General features: G+C 44.8%; 11 protein-coding genes. 4 read left to right on the forward strand and 7 right to left on the reverse strand.

Annotated features, from left to right (window positions below):
• Positions 1-11: 11 nt before the first annotated feature.
• The 4 genes from ychF to fni form a co-directional block, all read right to left on the reverse strand.
• A complete protein-coding gene (ychF, locus tag M2444_RS14330) occupies positions 12-1112 on the reverse strand; it encodes a redox-regulated ATPase YchF (protein ID WP_042131387.1) in 1101 nt (366 codons plus the stop codon).
• Between the two features lie 143 nt (positions 1113-1255).
• The gene (locus tag M2444_RS14335) at positions 1256-2608 is read right to left on the reverse strand and encodes a S41 family peptidase (protein ID WP_280787297.1); all 1353 of its coding nucleotides are present in this window, start codon (positions 2606-2608) and stop codon (positions 1256-1258) included.
• A gap of 167 nt (positions 2609-2775) precedes the next feature.
• Entirely contained in the window at positions 2776-3246 is a 471-nt protein-coding gene (locus M2444_RS14340; protein WP_256989866.1) for a GNAT family N-acetyltransferase, read from the reverse strand.
• Positions 3247-3288: 42 nt separating this feature from the next.
• Entirely contained in the window at positions 3289-4428 is a 1140-nt protein-coding gene (gene fni / locus M2444_RS14345) for a type 2 isopentenyl-diphosphate Delta-isomerase (RefSeq protein WP_094871109.1), read from the reverse strand.
• 190 nt (positions 4429-4618) lie between these two features.
• Here fni and M2444_RS14350 point away from each other — a divergent pair, with 190 nt between their 5' ends.
• The gene (locus M2444_RS14350; RefSeq protein WP_280787298.1) at positions 4619-6148 is read left to right on the forward strand and encodes a phospholipase D family protein; all 1530 of its coding nucleotides are present in this window, start codon (positions 4619-4621) and stop codon (positions 6146-6148) included.
• A 111-nt stretch (positions 6149-6259) separates the two neighbouring features.
• Here the strand turns inward: M2444_RS14350 and cls are convergent, their stop codons facing one another.
• Positions 6260-7768 (reverse strand): cardiolipin synthase, encoded by a 1509-nt coding sequence (gene cls, locus M2444_RS14355; protein ID WP_094871105.1) that lies wholly within the window; start codon positions 7766-7768, stop codon positions 6260-6262.
• Positions 7769-7993: 225 nt separating this feature from the next.
• Here cls and M2444_RS14360 point away from each other — a divergent pair, with 225 nt between their 5' ends.
• Together M2444_RS14360 and M2444_RS14365 are read left to right on the forward strand one after the other, a co-directional pair.
• Entirely contained in the window at positions 7994-8911 is a 918-nt protein-coding gene (locus M2444_RS14360; protein ID WP_094878622.1) for a TetR/AcrR family transcriptional regulator, read from the forward strand.
• Between the two features lie 114 nt (positions 8912-9025).
• Entirely contained in the window at positions 9026-12160 is a 3135-nt protein-coding gene (locus M2444_RS14365) for an efflux RND transporter permease subunit (RefSeq protein WP_280787299.1), read from the forward strand.
• Between the two features lie 177 nt (positions 12161-12337).
• Here the strand turns inward: M2444_RS14365 and M2444_RS14370 are convergent, their stop codons facing one another.
• The gene (locus tag M2444_RS14370) at positions 12338-13030 is read right to left on the reverse strand and encodes a TorD/DmsD family molecular chaperone (RefSeq protein ID WP_280787300.1); all 693 of its coding nucleotides are present in this window, start codon (positions 13028-13030) and stop codon (positions 12338-12340) included.
• A gap of 415 nt (positions 13031-13445) precedes the next feature.
• Between M2444_RS14370 and moaA the strand changes: the two genes are divergently transcribed.
• Positions 13446-14447: a GTP 3',8-cyclase MoaA gene (gene moaA, locus M2444_RS14375; RefSeq protein ID WP_280787301.1), complete on the forward strand. Its 1002-nt coding sequence runs from the start codon at positions 13446-13448 to the stop codon at positions 14445-14447.
• 91 nt (positions 14448-14538) lie between these two features.
• On the opposite strand, the gene M2444_RS14380 is transcribed toward moaA, so the two are convergent.
• Entirely contained in the window at positions 14539-17958 is a 3420-nt protein-coding gene (locus M2444_RS14380) for an S-layer homology domain-containing protein (protein WP_280787302.1), read from the reverse strand.
• Positions 17959-17964: the final 6 nt, after the last annotated feature.

Below are 17964 nucleotides of genomic sequence, written 5' to 3' on the forward strand. Positions count from 1 at the left end.
CTTTAGTCCTCTTAAACGTTGAAACGGAAATGCATAACGTCGCCGTCCTGCACCAAATATTCTTTACCTTCTAGACGCAATTGACCACGTTCTTTCGCACCATTCATCGAACCCGCTGCCACAAGATCTGCGTAAGCCACTACCTCAGCACGGATAAATCCACGTTCAAAATCTGTGTGAATTACACCAGCAGCGCCGGGTGCTTTAGTTCCCTTACGAATGGTCCACGCACGAACTTCTTGAACGCCTGCCGTGAAATACGTATACAAGCCTAGCAGCTTGTAAGCTGCTTTGATCAAACGGTTCAAACCAGATTCTTCTAGCCCAAGTTCTTCTAGGAACATCGCTTTATCTTCGCCCTCAAGCTCGGCAATTTCAGCTTCTACCTTTGCGCTGATCGGAACAACTTCAGCACCTTCAGTTGCTGCAAATTCACGCACTTGCTGCACATAAGGATTGTCCTCTGCACTTGCAACTTCTTCTTCGCTTACATTCGCCGCATACAGCACTGGCTTCAATGTTAACAAATGAAGATCACGGATAATAAGCTTCTCGTCATCGGACAATTCAATACTACGTGCAGGTTTGTCTTCGTAGAGAACTTCTTTGACACGTTCAAGCAGTTCAACTTCTTGAGCGTATTTCTTGTCGCCGCCTTTGATGTTCTTACGGGAGCGCTCAATCCGCTTCTCAATGCTCTCAATGTCAGCAAGAATCAGTTCCAAATTAATGGTCTGAATGTCGCTGATCGGATTTACTTTTCCATCCACGTGGGTAACGTTCTCATCTTCAAAGCAGCGAACGACATGAACGATAGCATCCACTTCACGAATATGAGCTAGGAACTTGTTGCCTAATCCCTCACCTTTACTTGCACCGCGCACAAGGCCAGCGATATCAACGAATTCAAAAGCAGTAGGTACAGTCTTGTTAGGTTGTACCAGCTCAGTCAGTTTATCAAGACGTTCGTCCGGAACTTCAACGACACCAACGTTAGGATCAATCGTGCAAAAAGGGTAGTTTGCGGATTCTGCTCCCGCTTGCGTTATTGCATTAAACAATGTGGATTTTCCTACGTTAGGAAGACCGACGATTCCAGCTTTCAAAGCCATTTATATGACAACTCCTATTTTCAGCTAAATTGATCATCCGAATAAGTAATACGATCTAAACCATTATATATTAGAACATATTCTCCAGCAACACCGGATGTCTTACAGATGTGTCAATCCAGCCTTATCCAAGCGCGTCCATTTCAATGGGATTTGGCAAGTTGCAATACCTTTTGCACCGCCGGCTGATCCAATAGGGGCTTTGAGCTATCGGGGTCAACCTCCAGATCAGGGACTGTCTTGACTTCTTCGTTGCAGCTTCCATCAGAGTTAAGTCCCAACTGGAGGGAGAACCTGAATACATAACCGCTATTAGGCAATGCAGCTAAAAGTGGATCTGTCCCCAGACCGTCTCCCCCTGTTCTTCCACCTACTACCGTAGCAAACCCGGTCCCTTTGGCGAATGCGGCGAATCCTTCTGCGGATGAATATACAGATCTATCTACCAGCAAATAGATTTTCCCTCTGAAGCCAACAGATTGATTTGGGGTTACGTTATCAACATTTTTGTTATAGTTTTTAAACATTGTTAGCGCTTCTGGCGGTATATTAGGCAACTGCTCATCTTTAAGGTTAGCAATTGGCTGTAACCCTTCTGTCAGCCGGCGTGACTGCATAAAGGCCTCGACATATTCGCCTCCCCTATAAAGATCATATGTATTATAAGTAATCGGTTTATTAATCAGTAGAGGAACTATATTCATGCTCCAGTAATCACTGTTTCCTCCGCCATTTCCACGGATATCTAGAATTAATGTTTTATAATCTTTTACTTCTACCAGAAAATCATGAATTTCTGAACTGTCCATCTCCATCAGACTTCCATTAAAGCTTCTCATCCCTAGATACGCTATTTGATTAGGTTCTATAATGACCTTTTTTACATTCCCAGAAGTTACTCCTGACTGGCTTCCCACCTCCCCACTATTCCCAGTGTTATTGTTTTCATTAACGCTTTGCTGCTCTGCTAAAGATTTCTGGTTGTAACGGGCCAATACATTAGGCTGCTGCAACACGTTCACCCAAGGTTCAAAACCAACACCTGCTCGAACATAGCTTTTTAGAAACCATGGGTAATCTTCCTTGGAAATAAAGTGCGTGTGCCCGTTGTTCAACTGGCTTAGTACAAAGCCCATTCGTGTCAAAAACTCATCATCCGTCTTTGTGGCTGCAATTTCATTGCAGTGCTCCTCTTTGTTCGCAAGCCAATCCACTCCGTTCAGACGCTTGTTCACCTCCAGGAAAGGATAATTCTCCTCAATAATCTTCCACATGTAATCAAAGTCTTCTAGTCTCTGCTTCACTGTCAATGGAGACACCGCTGCTTCAGGCAGTTTTTCCGCTACCTTTGAAGAGACTACCGGCGCATTCGGACTTGCCTGAACTTGCTCAGACTCCAATTGCTTTCTCCCTGGCAAATCTCCACTGTTACAACTAACCATTAACAGTATTACAGTCGCAGATATAACCACCGACAATACAAACCTTGGTCTCACCTTAATCCCCCTTCTAATATTTCATATCACCGAATCCATTTTCAGGAATTTATTTAATAATCATATTTTTCTACTCCTCCTAATTCAAATATATTTATCACAATTATTTACATTGTATTTCTTAGAACAACAAAAAAAGACCTCTTTCGAGGTCTGCACGGATAGTATTATAAATCTTTAGACATCGTAATGTCGGTTACGGTATATCCCATTTTTTTGTACAGTTCAAATGCACGATTGTTCTGACCGAAGACATGTAACCCGATTCTTGTGACGTTCATTTCACGAGCTTCTTCATCAAGTGCGATCATAGCCTGCTTGCCATAACCTTTACTCTGATACGGTTCGAAAATGTAGAAATCATATATAAACGCCTCTCGCCCACCGCGGCCTTCACTTACATTAAACCAGATATATCCCACTTGGATATCACTACTTATTTCTACTATGGAGTATAGATAAGCGCCATCTGTATTTAACCCTTTGGGCAGAGATTGTGTTATTGCTTCTTCCGATAGCTTCATCGCGATTTCAGGATCCCAAGCGCCTGCTTTAATCTTGTCTTCAGCGTAGTCACGGGTAGCTTGACCCAAGAAAAATTGAAAGGCGGACTCATCCATATGAACCAATTTAATCATTTTCTTTTTTCACTTCCTCGCTTCTATATTTACCACATTCATTTATTTACGTATTAAACGGGGAGTCCCACGTAAAGTTGCTAAATCGGGAGCTCCGATACCGAACATTGCTATCTTTAGCTCCAGCTCTACCTGAGCCAGTGCAGCTTCTAGCGCCTCTTCGGAATCTACTGCTGGCCCTAACAGATTGCGTCCAAAACCTGCTAAATTAGCACCGAGAGCTAATGCCTTCGCCGCATCCACGCCATGCTTCAAGCCGCCGCTGCCAATTAAAGCCCCTTTCGGGGAGACAGCACGCACTTCTGCAATGCATTCCGCGGTTGGAGTACCCCAGTCCGCGAAAGCTTCAGCCGCTGCACGCCGTATAGGGTCTCTACTCCGAAACTTCTCGACCTGACTCCATGATGTTCCACCTGCACCCGCTACATCAACAAAAGCTACCCCTGCATTATAAAGATGCGCTGCTGTATCACCGTCAATGCCCCAGCCGACTTCTTTTACACCTACAGGAACCTCAAGTGCACGGCATACGTTTGCTATCTGCGATAGTAAGGAGGCAAAGCCAGTATTCCCTTCCGGTTGAAAGACCTCTTGCAGACCATTGAGATGCAGGACAAGAAAATCTGCACCAGCAATATCCACAGCCCGGCGGCATTCCTCAATCCCGAAACCATAGGACAGCTGTACGGCGCCGATATTAGCGATAACCGGTATATCAGGTGCCTTGTCCCGCACATAAAAGGTTTCGGTTAGCTCAGAGCGCTCCACCGCCGCCCGCACAGAACCAACACCCAGCGCCCATCCACGACGCTGTGCTGCCTCTGCTAATCGGGCATTGATGGCTCCGGTAGCGGCACTTCCACCTGTCATCGAGCTGATCAGCAGCGGTGTACGCAGCTCACGTTCCAGAAAGGTAGTCTGCAAGGATATATCATCAAAATTCAGCTCTGGAAGAGCATTATGCCGAAATCGGTATTGTTCAAACCCCGTAGTCACACCGACGCCACCGACTTCTTCATTTAGACAAAGGCGTACATGTTCTATTTTGCGTTCACCTGTCCTTGATGCAGGCAATAAAGACTTCTTGTCCGAAACCTCTACAATTGGTAGGCCATTGTCATGATCCGCGCCAGACTGCCTATTCGCATCATATGGTACGGCCTCTTCTGGCGTATGATTCATGCTCCGTTCCTCCTATTCCTAAACTGCACTTATTATAACATATCCCTAGACTTGAATTTACAATATGAGGTTAGTGAAAAATACGGAGGCTGCTTCATTTCTCCCCACTAAGTGTTAATAGGTTGGTAACATGCCGGTGCATATTAACTTAAAGAAATGCGCACTGTAATACTTTCAGGAGGATTTACTAATGAAATCAGATCACGAACAATCCGTTCAGCCTCAAATCATTCAAGATCAAACCCATTCTCCTGATCCAAAGAAATGCACCTCTTCACGACGCCGCAAACGAGTGATATGGGCTTGCATCATTCTAATTCTCTGGTTAATCGGCGTCATGATATACCAGACACATAAACCTCTTCCCGCAGGGATTTCTTATGAAAGTCCCATATACAAAGTGAATAATGTAGCTTTCTGGCATGACCTAACCTATCCAGACGGTACCGATACTGGCAATCAAGAGAGTGAAATTTTCCCTAGAATTATACAGATTATCGAGGAGTCCAAGGAGTTCTTAGTCATTGATCTATTCTTATTTAATGATTATACCCATAAGGATCAGTCATTTCCTCCAGTCAGCCGGATTTTGACAGATAAGTTAATCTCACAGAAGCAAGCTTATCCTGACATGGAGATTGTCTTCATTACTGATGAGGTCAACACGAATTACAACTCAGCACCCAATCATCTTCTCGAAGAAATGAAGGCTGTAGGGATTCGAGTCATCATGACCGATGTTAATGCGCTGCGAGATTCTACACCTGCTTATTCGGCCGTCTGGCGAACCTTCATCCAATGGTTTGGACAGTCCGGTAAGGGCTTTATTCCCAATCTTATGGCCAGTGGCGGACCGGATATTACCGCTCGATCTTATCTGAAGCTGCTGAATGTGAAGGCGAACCATCGTAAAGTAATTGTCAGTGAGAACACTGCACTAATTTCCTCTGGAAATGTTCACGATGCCAGCGCCTACCACTCCAATATTGCTTTAGAGGTACAAGGTCCAATTATTGCTGATATTCTCCAGACCGAGCAAGCAGCAGCCAATCTTTCCGACGCAGGCCCTCTGCTGGTTCATAAGCCCAAATTCACCCAAGAAAAGAGCGTACCGTCAGCTGAGCCCCTGGAGGTTCGCTATTTAACAGAAGGAAAGGTGTACAAGTATGCGCTGCAAGGCATCAGATCCGCCCAGAAGGGGGATACCGTATGGATGGGTATGTTCTATCTTGCTGATGATGCCATTCTGGATGCGTTGGTGGAGGCGACTTCACGCGGGGCTAAGGTAAACCTAATTCTGGATCCCAACCAGAACGCCTTCGGGCGTGATAAAATCGGGATCCCTAACCGTCCAGTTGCCATGGACCTGAACAAGCGCACGAATGGCGAAATCTCTATTCGCTGGTACAATACAACCAAGGAGCAATATCATCCGAAGTTGCTCTTTATCGCCAAACAAACCGGCAGTTCCATCCTTCTTGGCGGCTCTACTAACTTTACCAAACGTAATCTGGATGACTACAATCTGGAGAATGATCTGTGGATTTCTATGAAGCGTGATCAGCCGCTGTTCACAGAAATGGAAGCCTATTTCAATCGGCTATGGAATAACGAGGGGCATGTGTTCACTTTACCCTTTGAGGCCTATCAGAGCGATGTGACCTGGTTTAAGTACATCCTGTTCCGATTGCAGACCAACCTGGGCTTTACTACTTTTTAAGTGAGAAATATAAAACATAAAGTATAGGTACTAATCTTATACTTTCTTATATTTCAAAAAAACCACCGTAGAGAAGGCTACACCCTCTACGGTGGTTTTTCTGTTATAAGGCTATAGCAGCGGAGACATTAGTCTGGCCGCAGATTCCAGCATACGTACCACCATGCGTTTATTCATAAAGGTCTCCTGCACAATCTGAGTGGTAGATAATAAATCCCGTTCAAAATCAGCAACGATTCGGGTAACACTCTCTGTTTGAAGCAATAGTGCGTTAACTTCAAAGTTAAGATGGAAGCTCCGCATGTCCATGTTTGCTGTACCAATAGTAGCTATTTCACCATCCACGATTAACAGCTTAGAGTGTATAAAGCCCTTCTCGTATTCATAAATCTTCACCCCAGCCTCCAGCAATGCCGGGAAATAAGAATGCGAAGCCAGAAACGGAATCCATTTATCCGGCTTAGCAGGGAATAATAATCGAACATCTAGACCAGATATAGCCGCTACACGTATCGCAGTCAGGATATCCTCGTCCGGAATGAAATAAGGGCTGGCAATCCAAACTGATTTCTCAGCTGAGGTGATCATGGAGAAAAATATATTTTTGAGTGCACGGCGTTCATTGTCCGGCCCACTCGCAATGATCTGTACAGCTCCGTCCCCTGTCATAAAGTGTAGCTGTGGTGTGAGATAATCCTGCTCCAATATTTTTTCACCTGTAGTATGCATCCAATCTTGCAAGAAGATGATTTGCATCGTCCGTACCGCTTCACCTCTAACTAACATATGGGTGTCACGCCAGAATCCATAAGTTTTACTACGGCTTAGATATTCATCCCCCACATTGAGTCCACCCATGAACCCGACATCACCGTCGATGACGACGATTTTTCGGTGATTCCGGTAATTGACCCGGCTAGAGAAAAAGGAGGTGGAATTACCGTACGAAGCCACCTGTACTCCAGCGTCAACTAACTCCTTCAAAAAGGCTCTGGAGAGTTGAAAGCTACCTACAGCATCATACATAAATCGGACAGACACTCCCGCACGCGCCTTCGCGATCAGAATCTGTTGAATACGCGTTCCAATGTGATCTGCACGGAAGATGTAATACTCCATATGTATATGGTGCTTCGCTTGTCTCAGCTCTAGCAGTAATGTCCCAAACGTCTCCTCACCATTGGTTAGGATACGCGTCTCTGAAGCAAAGGAAATAGGAGTACGTGCTAGAGTCTTGGATAATAATAGTAGTTTTTGACGCGAGGGGTCAAAGACCGACCAATCTTGATGCGTACGCAAAGCGTCATTCTCAATTCGCTCATAAGCCATAAGATCTCTTTGTGCTTTTTTATCATATTTACGACGTTTAAACACATTCTGACCAAATAGAAAATAGAAGACCAGTCCGAGCACCGGGATCAACGCAAGCAAAAGAATCCAAGACATCGTAGTGGAAGGATTACGGTTCTCCATAAAAATAGCCAAGCTAATCGAAATGACCGTCAGTGTGGAGAAAATACTAATAATCGTTCCTGCAGTACTCCCAAAAATACCAAAACCAAAATAATAAAATGCTATAAATGCCCCAATGATAATTATAGATTGAAGTCCTCTTCTCATATTGTACCTACCTTCTTATTCATACAAACAACACTGAAATGACACATTTATATATTACATGAAGAACCTATTTCTTCCTAGCTAATTACTATGTAAAAATCTATTTACAACAAAACTGTAACCCTTCTGTGGTGAAATTTGTAATGACAGGATGGATCGAATATAATTATTTTGACCGATTAGTCAATTATAGAACTGAGTAGTCAGAAAGGAGGTTATTCCCCAATGAGTGATAAAACGATGGACAAGCAGGAACAGATTATTAAGATCGCCATGCAATTATTCGCTGTGAAAGGCTCGTCCTCCACGTCTATGCAAGAGATCGCCGAATTATGCGGAATTTCGAAGGGAAGCTTGTATCTAGTATTCAAATCAAAAGAGGAGCTGGAACGCAGCATTTTTCTCTATTGTTACCGAATGATTCGTGATCCCTTATTACGTGAAGAACAAGAAACCCAAAGAACACCGCGTGAGAAGCTTAGGAATCAAATAGAAATTCTACTGAGTCATGTGTACGAATTACGTGAGTTCTTGCAGCGTCAGATCCAGGAGGTTGCCGGAAAAGGGTTTGATACTGAAGTACCGGAATGGCTGCGCAGAAACAATGCTTCCTTCTTGCGCTGGTTTCAGGTGAAGATGGAGAGCCTTTATGGAAAAGAGATCGTTCCCTATACCGGAGATTTATGTATTGTAGGTCATGGTCTAATCAAATCCTATATTGCGGTTATTTTTCGTCAGGACACCCATTTGTCCCTTGCTGTTATGGCTGATCATCTAATGAATCTATTGGATATTATTGTAGCTGGTCTTCTTACAAGTAAGCAGGCTCCACTCATCAACTCGACTATTTTAGCAAGCTGGATGGAAGAGAATGAGGAGAGTAAGCGAAAAAACCCACTACAGATCATTAAGGACATGAAGACTCTGGTCAGTAAATTAGATAGTATTGTTCCCGAAGAGTCAGCCGATTTACTGGAATCACTCAACATTCTAGAAGGCGAGGTTCTCTTACCACACCCACGCAAAGCAATCATACAGGGGATGTTGTCCAACCTCCAATCCTGCTCAGAGCTCACTACACCATTGGAAGAATTGAGGAAGCTGGTTACCTCTTTTTCAAATCATTCATGCGTATTTCGTTAATTGCTCTATAAAGAGTTCGTGAGAGAGAAGAAAATGGATAGTGAGTATTATAAATTTTCAAAATGGCGCCCTATTTCGTAAAGATAAGGCCCGAGAGGAGCAGAAACAAAACTTATGAAAAACTTAATTAATTTCTCGCTCAGAAATAAATTTGCCATTTGGCTTCTGACGATAATTATTGTATTTGCCGGTTTGTACAGCGGACTGACAATGAAGCAAGAAACCTTACCTAATATTAGTATACCCTATCTTAGCGTAACAACCATCTATCCGGGGGCTGCACCAGAAGGCGTTGTTAATGATGTCAGCAAACCGTTAGAGCAAAAACTGCGCAATGTGGATGGCGTAAAGACAATCACCTCTACTTCTCTGGAGAATGCCTCCAGTATTCAAATTGAGTTTGATTATGGAACGAATCTGGATAATGCTACAGCAGCAGTTCGCGAAGCGCTAAATGAGGTCTCATTGCCGGACAATGTGCAAAAGCCTTCCATTTCCCGGTTTAGCCTTAGCTCAATGCCTGTAGTCTCCCTTAGTCTATCGAATGGGGATTCAGAAGATCTCGAGGAACTAACCCGTATTGCCGAGAACGATATTCGCCCCGCCCTTGAAGATGTTGAGGGTGTTGCTTCTATTCAAATCTCTGGACAATACGTCAAAGAAGTTTCGCTTAAGTTCAATCAAGAGAAGCTCAAGCAATACGGACTGACAGAAGATACGGTTAAAGGGATTATTCAAGGCTCTTCCCTCCGCGTTCCACTAGGACTGTTCGAGATGGACAAAGCTCAAAAGGCAGTTGTCGTGGATGGCAACATCACCACCGTTGAGGATCTTAAAAATGTGACTATTCCAGTAATGCCAACTGGTACTGCTGGTGCTGGAGCTCCTGGAGCTGGAGCTGGCGCTGCCGGTGCAGGCGCTGCTGGCGGAGCTGCAAATATGGGCTTGCCGACCGTGAAGCTGGGAGAGCTTGCTACAATTGAGGTTGTTGGGAATTCTGAATCGATCTCCCGTACGAATGGTAAAGAATCGATCGGTATCCAGATTGTCAAAGCCAACGATGCCAACACTGTTGATGTCGTAAATGGTGTTAAGGACAAAACTGAAGAATTAAAAGCACAATATAAAGGCATTGACCTTACAGTTCTGCTTGACCAAGGTAAGCCGATTGAGGACTCCGTAAATACAATGTTGTCCAAAGCGGTATTTGGCGCCCTTTTCGCAGTCATTATTATTTTGGTCTTCCTGCGGAATATTCGTTCAACGATCATTTCTATCATCTCTATTCCTTTATCATTACTGATCGCAGTGTTATGTCTGCGTCAAATGGACATTACGCTTAATATGATGACCCTTGGTGCGATGACCGTTGCCATCGGACGGGTAGTCGATGACTCGATTGTAGTCATAGAGAACATATACCGGCGACTCTCTTTATCCGGCGAGAAACTAAAAGGCCGGGAATTAATCAGTGCAGCCACACGTGAAATGTTCGTACCTATCATGTCCTCTACAATTGTAACCATCGCGGTATTCTTACCACTTGCTCTAGTTAGTGGTATGGTCGGCGAGTTATTCTTGCCTTTCGCTTTAACTATGGTCTTCGCCCTACTCGCTTCGTTGGTAGTTGCGATTACCCTAGTTCCTGCAATGGCGCACTCCCTGTTCCGGAACGGATTGAAAGGCAAGAAGACGCATAGTGAGAAACCAGACAGAATGTCTGCCGGTTACCAAAAGATTCTGAACTGGTGTCTTTCCCATAAACTCGTTACGTTCGGAGTAGCCGTTCTGCTCCTTGCGGGTAGCTTGTTCCTGATCAAGCCTATCGGCGTTAGCTTTATGCCTTCCCAAGAGGATAAAACGGTTATGCTAACCTACTCACCGAAGGCTGGGCAAAGAACTGAAGAAGTCCAAGAGCAAGGTCTGAAAGCAGAGAAATATATTTTAGCGCAACAGCATGTAGATAAAATGCAATATTCCATCGGCGGCGGCGGCCCTATGGGTATGGGCGGATCGAGCAATTCGGGACTTTTCTTCATCGTTTATGATAGCAAAACTCCTGATTTCGAATCCGTGAAAGAGAAGTTGATCGAGGGCTTAACCGCAGAAGTCCCAGATGGTGTGTGGGGCGATATGTCTGCGATGATGAGCGGAGGTATGGGTGGAAGCTCACTAACCGTGAATGTATTCGGAGATGATTTAGATCAAATCAAGCCAGTCGCAGATGAGATCGCCAAAATCGTGCAGGCTGATACCACTAATTTCAAAGATGGGGAAACAAGTCTCAAAGAAGCTTACGATCAATATACGATTGTAGCGGACCAAGAAAAGCTTAGCTCCCTCGGGCTTACAGCGGGACAAATTGCGATGAAGCTTGCTCCTGCAGGTACACGTCCAGTACTCACAGAAGTAGAAATGGACGGCAAGAACTATAAAGTCTATATCGAAACTGATAAAGAAACGTATAAGAGCATTAATGAAATGGAAGAAGCTACATTGACTTCCCCACTAGGCATCTCCGTGCCCATCGGGCAAGTCGCTAAAATTGAAAATGGGTCTTCCCCAGACTCGATTACTCGGATGGACGGTAAAATGAAGGTGGATGTCACTGCCGAGATTATTTCAAGTGACGTCAACAGTGCTTCTAACCTCGTGAAGGAAAAAGTAGATGCTATGGAATTACCTGATGGCGTGACGGTTAGCTTCGGTGGTGTAACCGAGCAGATCAATGACACATTTGGTCAATTAGGTATTGCTATGGCGGCGGCTATTGCCATCGTATACTTCGTGCTTGTGGTTACGTTTGGCGGTGGATTAGCTCCATTTGCTATCCTGTTCTCACTTCCTTTCACCATTATCGGGGTACTCGTAGCCCTTCTGATCGCTGGGGAAACCTTAAACGTCTCCTCCCTTATGGGTGCGCTGATGTTGATTGGTATCGTAGTCACGAATGCCATTGTCCTCATCGACCGCGTTATTCATAAGGAAAAAGAAGGAATGACCACACGTCAAGCCTTGCTTGAAGCAGGCGGCACACGTTTACGTCCAATCCTGATGACTGCACTTGCAACGATTGGCGCATTGCTGCCACTGGTTACAGGACTTGAAAACAGTGCAGGGATCATCTCCAAAGGACTAGGCGTTACCGTTATCGGCGGTTTGATCAGCTCCACGCTACTGACACTTGTAGTAGTACCAGTCGTGTATGAGTTCCTGATGAAATTCCGCAGTAAAAAGGTAATTGACTAGAACACTTGATGCATATCAAGTAAACATGCTAAATGAAGAAGCTGTCTCCATAGTAGTTAATACTACTTATGGGGCAGCTTCTTTTTTACTTGAACCATCATTTAAATCGCTATTTACACTTCCACAACAAGAAAAACCCGACCTAATTTATAGGCCGGGCTCTGTATTATAGTGTTCTTATAGCATTGCTGTTGCACTGCTCTCTATTGAAGCTCTCCAGGAACGCAGCATTTGCAGATCAAGGGGCAGAAATTCTGCTAGCATATGGGAAAGCCCCAGATACAACGGACTATCTGTTGCTGCATTCAATTTGTCGCAGAACTGCGGGGTCCATTGCAGTAAATGTTCTTCCAAAAAGACTTCCTGAATATCAAGCAGCTCCATAGCACTTCTAATGGAAAAGCTATTATACAACATACGCTCATGCATTACTGCCATAAATTCCAGCTCAATAGCAATATGATCATCAGCTTCACCATTACATTTGTTAAAAACAATTCCTGCGGAAGTATACACATCAGCAAGCACGTTGCAGAAATCTTCAGAACGACCCAGAATAGCAGCTTCACGTAATTTAAAAGAGCTTACTGTCTGTTCGTGCATAAGGCGTTTATACTCCAGGCACTCTTTCTCGCATATCTTCAGGAGCTGGTTCGGTTCCTGACTCAGATAACGCTTCAGTTCCCGCCCGCCTTCCGTCATTTCTGCAGCAACACTCATCTTGCGATTGCGGCTCCACTGAGCCACAAGGGAGAGTGATGGTTTTCTACCCAAAAAATCCACTAAAAGCTGATATATTAATCCCCGACTTTCCAACCAATGGCTAAATGCCTCCGGCACGGCGAGCGATGGAACAGTTTGCATAGTCATTTTGCAAATCCTCCTCATTGGGTTTCCCGGTCACACACCGTCACATTACGATGTGAAGTTCCCGGTATCCTTTCTGTTTTCGCAAAAGTGAAAGAATAAAGTAATCCGCACCTAGATTATATCGGATATTTAAAACGCTTTCCGTGAGCATTCTATGACTAATCACATCATTTGTCGTACTTTTGTCACATTTTCGCAAGACTATTTCGGCTTTATCATTCTATTTAGTTTGTCCATAATTATGCAATAAAATCATAACCTTCCTTATTTAATTAGGGGGTGCTTAACACGTCCACTACTTTGCTCATTGACGTACCCCCAAGTGATCTTTAAAATTCTAAACAAGTATAACAGCCCTCATCACCTCTTAAGGAGAAAAGCATTCACTATACCGACAATTGAAGGGAGCAACGCTATGGAGCCGCTGACGGACCCTTTTGGGCGTTTACACGATTACATCCGCATTTCGGTTACCGACCGCTGCAACCTGCGTTGCATTTATTGTATGCCAGCGGAAGGGATGGAATTCCAGCCACAGGACGAGATTCTGAGTTATGAGGAAATCACCGCAGTGGTGGATTCGCTAGCCCCTCTCGGGTTACGTAAAGTAAGGTTAACCGGTGGAGAACCTCTTGTACGCAAAGATCTCGAAAAGCTAGTGGCTATGATATCTGCCATTCCGGGGATCGACGATATTTCACTGACTACAAATGGATTAATGCTACCAGCTAAAGCAAAGTTGTTAAAACAAGCCGGACTAACACGTGTGAACATCAGCCTAGACTCATTACGGCAAGATCGCTTTGCTATGATTACACGCGGCGGTGAGGTCTCCAAGGTACTAAAAGGGATTGAGGCAGCACAAGCTGCTGGGCTGGCGCCGATCAAGCTTAACGTTGTACTAATGAAAGGGATTAATGATGACGAGATCAAGGATTTCATCTCCCTTACGCTGAACAGTCCACTAAATGTACGCTTTATTGAATATATGCCTATCGGAAGTGCTACTGATTCTTGGCGCCAATCCTATTTGCCGCTGGAGACCGTTATTGATGCCTGTACTGAAGCTGGATGGAAAACCGTGGAGGCAGAGATGCCCTCTGGCAATGGTCCCTCCCAGAATCGGCGGGTTATTGGAGCGCAAGGAACGTTCGGATTAATTCATCCCGTAAGCGATCACTTTTGCGATAACTGCAATCGTCTAAGACTAACTGCAGATGGCCATATCAAAGCTTGTCTGTATTGGGAAGACGAGTACAATGTCCGTCCCCTAATAAGCGATCCTGCAGCAGTGCAGGCCTTATTCCGCAAAGCTCTTGGTAACAAGCCGCATAACCACGAAATGGCATTAGCCTTGGAGAAAAAAGCACAAAGCCACACGCCGACGACTCGGCGTATGTCTCAAATCGGAGGTTAGTCTGTCTTATTAAAAACGCCGCTTTCCCCAAAACAATTGGGAAAAGCGGCGTTTCAATTAGAGATTAAAGGATGGCCTCGCCATCCATATTTTATAGATACAGGGCCTCGAGCAGCTTGTAAATGGTCGCTGCTGCTTCCGCTCTTGTAGCATGGTTCTCAGGTCGGAACGTATGATCCTCGAATCCACCCAAAATACCAGCTTCAACACCCGCTTTTACAGATACCTGTGCCCATTGTGGAATGGAGGTAAGATCCGCGAAGTTCCCCTCTTTATCCGTTTGCTTATGGGCATTAGCGTTCAAAGCATTGGCGAGCATAACTGACATTTCAGCACGGGTAATTTTCTCCAAAGGCTCGAAGAACATTTTGCCATTTACCTCATATCCACGAAGGATTCCGGCATTTACCGCCGCTGCTACATCATTTGCAGCCCAAGATGGAATCGCACTTTGATCCGCGAATTTCATCGTGCTGCCCATAGATTGCAAACCTAGCGCCCGTACAATCATAGACGCAAACTGTGTGCGGGTAACCTCCTCATTCGGACGGAAGGTATGATCCTCATACCCTTTCATAACACCCATTCCGATTAGACGGTCTGTAAATGTAGAAGACCAATGATTATTCAAATCAGTAATCGATGGAGCCTGATAATTAAATACAGCATATTTAGCGAACTGATTCACATTTGCAGTTATAATCCCAGCCGTTTGGCTTTGACCACCCACGTAAATCCATTTTTTAAGCTGTTCGTTATAATAGTAGATTGCCGCTTTATGACCTGATGTAATCTGAGCAGCATCGTAATTCAGAGACAATTCTACAGGTTTATTGAGCATGCCCGTCTTGCCGCTAGTAAGCTCAACGGCTACACTCACAGCCTGAAGATCGCCTTTAGCTGGTGTCTCACCAGTAGCAACAACCGAAAAGGAAATTTCGCTGTTACCAGACAACGCTCCAGCCGGAATCGTAAAGCTGCCCACGTCTTTAAGTGTGCCCGTTCCTCCCTGCTGTGCTTTTACCTCCAATTCCACACGCGGAGTTGTAGCGGGCTGCCCTGTAGGAGATGGCGTCGCGGTAGGAGCTGGAGTTGGAACTGGTCCGCTGCCCCCTCCGTTATTATTTCCCCCTCCACTGCCAGTGCCCGCGGTTACAACTACTGTGCGTACAACCTCAGTAGCCGCATTACCAGCCAAATCTGTGGCATTGTATTTCAGTTTATAGGTTCCTGGAGTCTGCACATCCACTGTTCCTGTCACCAGGATAGCCCCCGCAATCCCAACCTTGTCCGCAACCTCTGCGCCCGGGTCCTTGAAGCCATTCCCTTGGGTCAGATTCAGATGACTATCCCCCTTCAGGGTAATCACAGGTGCTGTACGATCGATATTCACAGCAATGGGCAGTGTTGTAGTATTTTCTAAAGAATCCGTTGCTTTAAATTGCAGTTGATGTTGGCCTTCTTCCGAAATCTCAACCACTTTCCCACTTTCATAGGGTAGGAAATTGCCGTTTACATCGTTCGCCAATTGAATGGATACATCCGCACCAGGAATATATACGCTAGCATACACGCTTACAGAAACACTGTGATTCGTCCAGTCACCACTTAAATAAGATTGTCCGTTCTCAGTCTTTAATGTGCTATGAAGGGCCAATGGGGTGATACGATCATCTCCGCTCAGCGTTACTTCAAAAGCCTTCGTTTCCGTAGCTAATCCCCGCTGGATTGTAGCTGTTAAGGTCAGCTTCGTATCCTTCTTAGGTTGGAAGGTGATTTTACCTGCATTCGTCATCAGGACCGGATTGGAGCTTTTCCACACAATACTTGTCCCGTGTTTGCCTTCTGTAGGCAACGTTAGATCAGAAGTTACTGCGCTTGTATCTCCTAGATCTAATTCAGTCATAGTATCATTAACTGCCTGCTGATCGCTGTACGACTCCACATCCACAAAAATCGGATTGGAATAAAACCACATATCACTATAATTACGGGCATTGATTTCTTCGAAACGAGTCAGGTTATCCACAGTATTATTTTTCGGATCAATCTGCGGTTCGCCGTTAACCGTTTCTCCTGCAACATCAGTTCCCAGGTTAGTTCCTCTTAACCGGAAGTAACGATCCTTGTCCACTGCCTCTACCTTATACTTAATAACATTGTAGCCTTCGGAATCGGTAGTCCAGTCCTCGCTTGTGAAACGTTTCAACACTTGTGTTGAATCGTTAGTCGCTTTGGTGTAATCAGGTGTGCCTGGATCAACCTTGCCATGGACTTCACCGGAGATTAAATCTACATGATCTACCTTAACAGCGTCGCCATTATTATTTTGCTGTGGACTTTTGAAACGGATCGTAAGCTCTAGGTCGTCCCCTTGTTTTACGTCCAGTTCGCCGCCCATTTCTTCCTCTTGTCCATCTCCAGACACGTTAAACTCTAATGCGTTGATGAGATCCCCAAAAACAGAGAAGGATTTCCCTGACCGCATGCCATCTACGACAGCGTTAATATCGGAGCCATCCACCCAGGTATAGTTCTTGGAATATTCACCAGGCCAGTAACCGCTAGAAAATTGATCATTTTTTGTTTTGAAATGAAAGTCTGAGTTAGCAAAATTCCAAAATCTGCGTCCCTCACCCAGCAGTGCGTCCCACATTCCTCCAAGCTGTGCAACTTTGACGTCTGTACCTCCGTAAGTCTCAGGCGTCTCTCCCCGATCACTCGCCATCTGATTGCCCAGCATACCTTCAAAGCCGAAGACAAGATTCGGATCGATATTGTTAAAATCACGGATATCCTCTATTTTAAGCTCCGAGCTTGTACCATTTTTTCTGGAGGGGTGATTGATCAGTACATAGCTATCTGGATAATGACTACTTAGCCATTTCATTGCTGTGCGAGTATCTTCTTTTGTAGAAAAAGATCTCTTATCTGCCGCACTCCACTTAGCCACATCTGCCGGATCAAACATACTTACATCCCGATTAGTAAATAAATATTCAAATTGATTAATAGCCTTCAAAGCTTCTGCAGACCCTGGATGATCTGTAACAATCCCAACCGCAGCATGATCATATTGGGGCATATCCCACTCAAAGCCGGAAAAAATGATTTTACCAGCGTATTTGCCTTCTGCCTGTAACTTCTTAATTTTCTCATTCTGATAATCTATAATGCCTTGAGACATCGGAATGGAGCCGCCGGGGAGATTCACCCCTTCATCATCCCGGTCAGATACCCGAAGGTGGTCAGCCAGTGCCATCCAGTCAAAACCATTTTGTTCAAATGCAGCATCGAGGACACTCTTCAGTGACTCCTGAGCATCATTCGATTCAAAAGTATGTGCGTGATATTCACCTGTCATCCACTTGCCTGAATGTTCAGAAGCTGTTGTCGTGAACTCAGGCGTTGATTTAGCAGAAGCACTGTATGCTGCCTGCGTTAGGTTAGGGCTCAACAATAATACGGCAAGCGAACTAGTTAAAAATACGCGAACTTTTCTCTTTTTCAAAATGAT

Origin of the sequence: Paenibacillus sp. PastF-3 (assembly GCF_029893135.1) — a bacterium.
In the GTDB taxonomy this organism is placed as follows: Bacteria; Bacillota; Bacilli; order Paenibacillales; family Paenibacillaceae; genus Paenibacillus_AQ; species Paenibacillus_AQ nitricinens.

Excerpts from the sequence above, each read along its gene's own strand:
- ychF (WP_042131387.1), bottom strand. The coding sequence starts at position 1,112 with ATGGCTTTGAAAGCTGGAATCGTCGGTCTTCCTAACGTAGGAAAATCC.
- M2444_RS14340 (WP_256989866.1), bottom strand. The coding sequence starts at position 3,246 with ATGATTAAATTGGTTCATATGGATGAGTCCGCCTTTCAATTTTTCTTG.
- fni (WP_094871109.1), bottom strand. The coding sequence starts at position 4,428 with ATGAATCATACGCCAGAAGAGGCCGTACCATATGATGCGAATAGGCAG.
- M2444_RS14350 (WP_280787298.1), top strand. The coding sequence starts at position 4,619 with ATGAAATCAGATCACGAACAATCCGTTCAGCCTCAAATCATTCAAGAT.
- cls (WP_094871105.1), bottom strand. The coding sequence starts at position 7,768 with ATGAGAAGAGGACTTCAATCTATAATTATCATTGGGGCATTTATAGCA.
- M2444_RS14360 (WP_094878622.1), top strand. The coding sequence starts at position 7,994 with ATGAGTGATAAAACGATGGACAAGCAGGAACAGATTATTAAGATCGCC.
- M2444_RS14365 (WP_280787299.1), top strand. The coding sequence starts at position 9,026 with ATGAAAAACTTAATTAATTTCTCGCTCAGAAATAAATTTGCCATTTGG.
- M2444_RS14370 (WP_280787300.1), bottom strand. The coding sequence starts at position 13,030 with ATGACTATGCAAACTGTTCCATCGCTCGCCGTGCCGGAGGCATTTAGC.
- moaA (WP_280787301.1), top strand. The coding sequence starts at position 13,446 with ATGGAGCCGCTGACGGACCCTTTTGGGCGTTTACACGATTACATCCGC.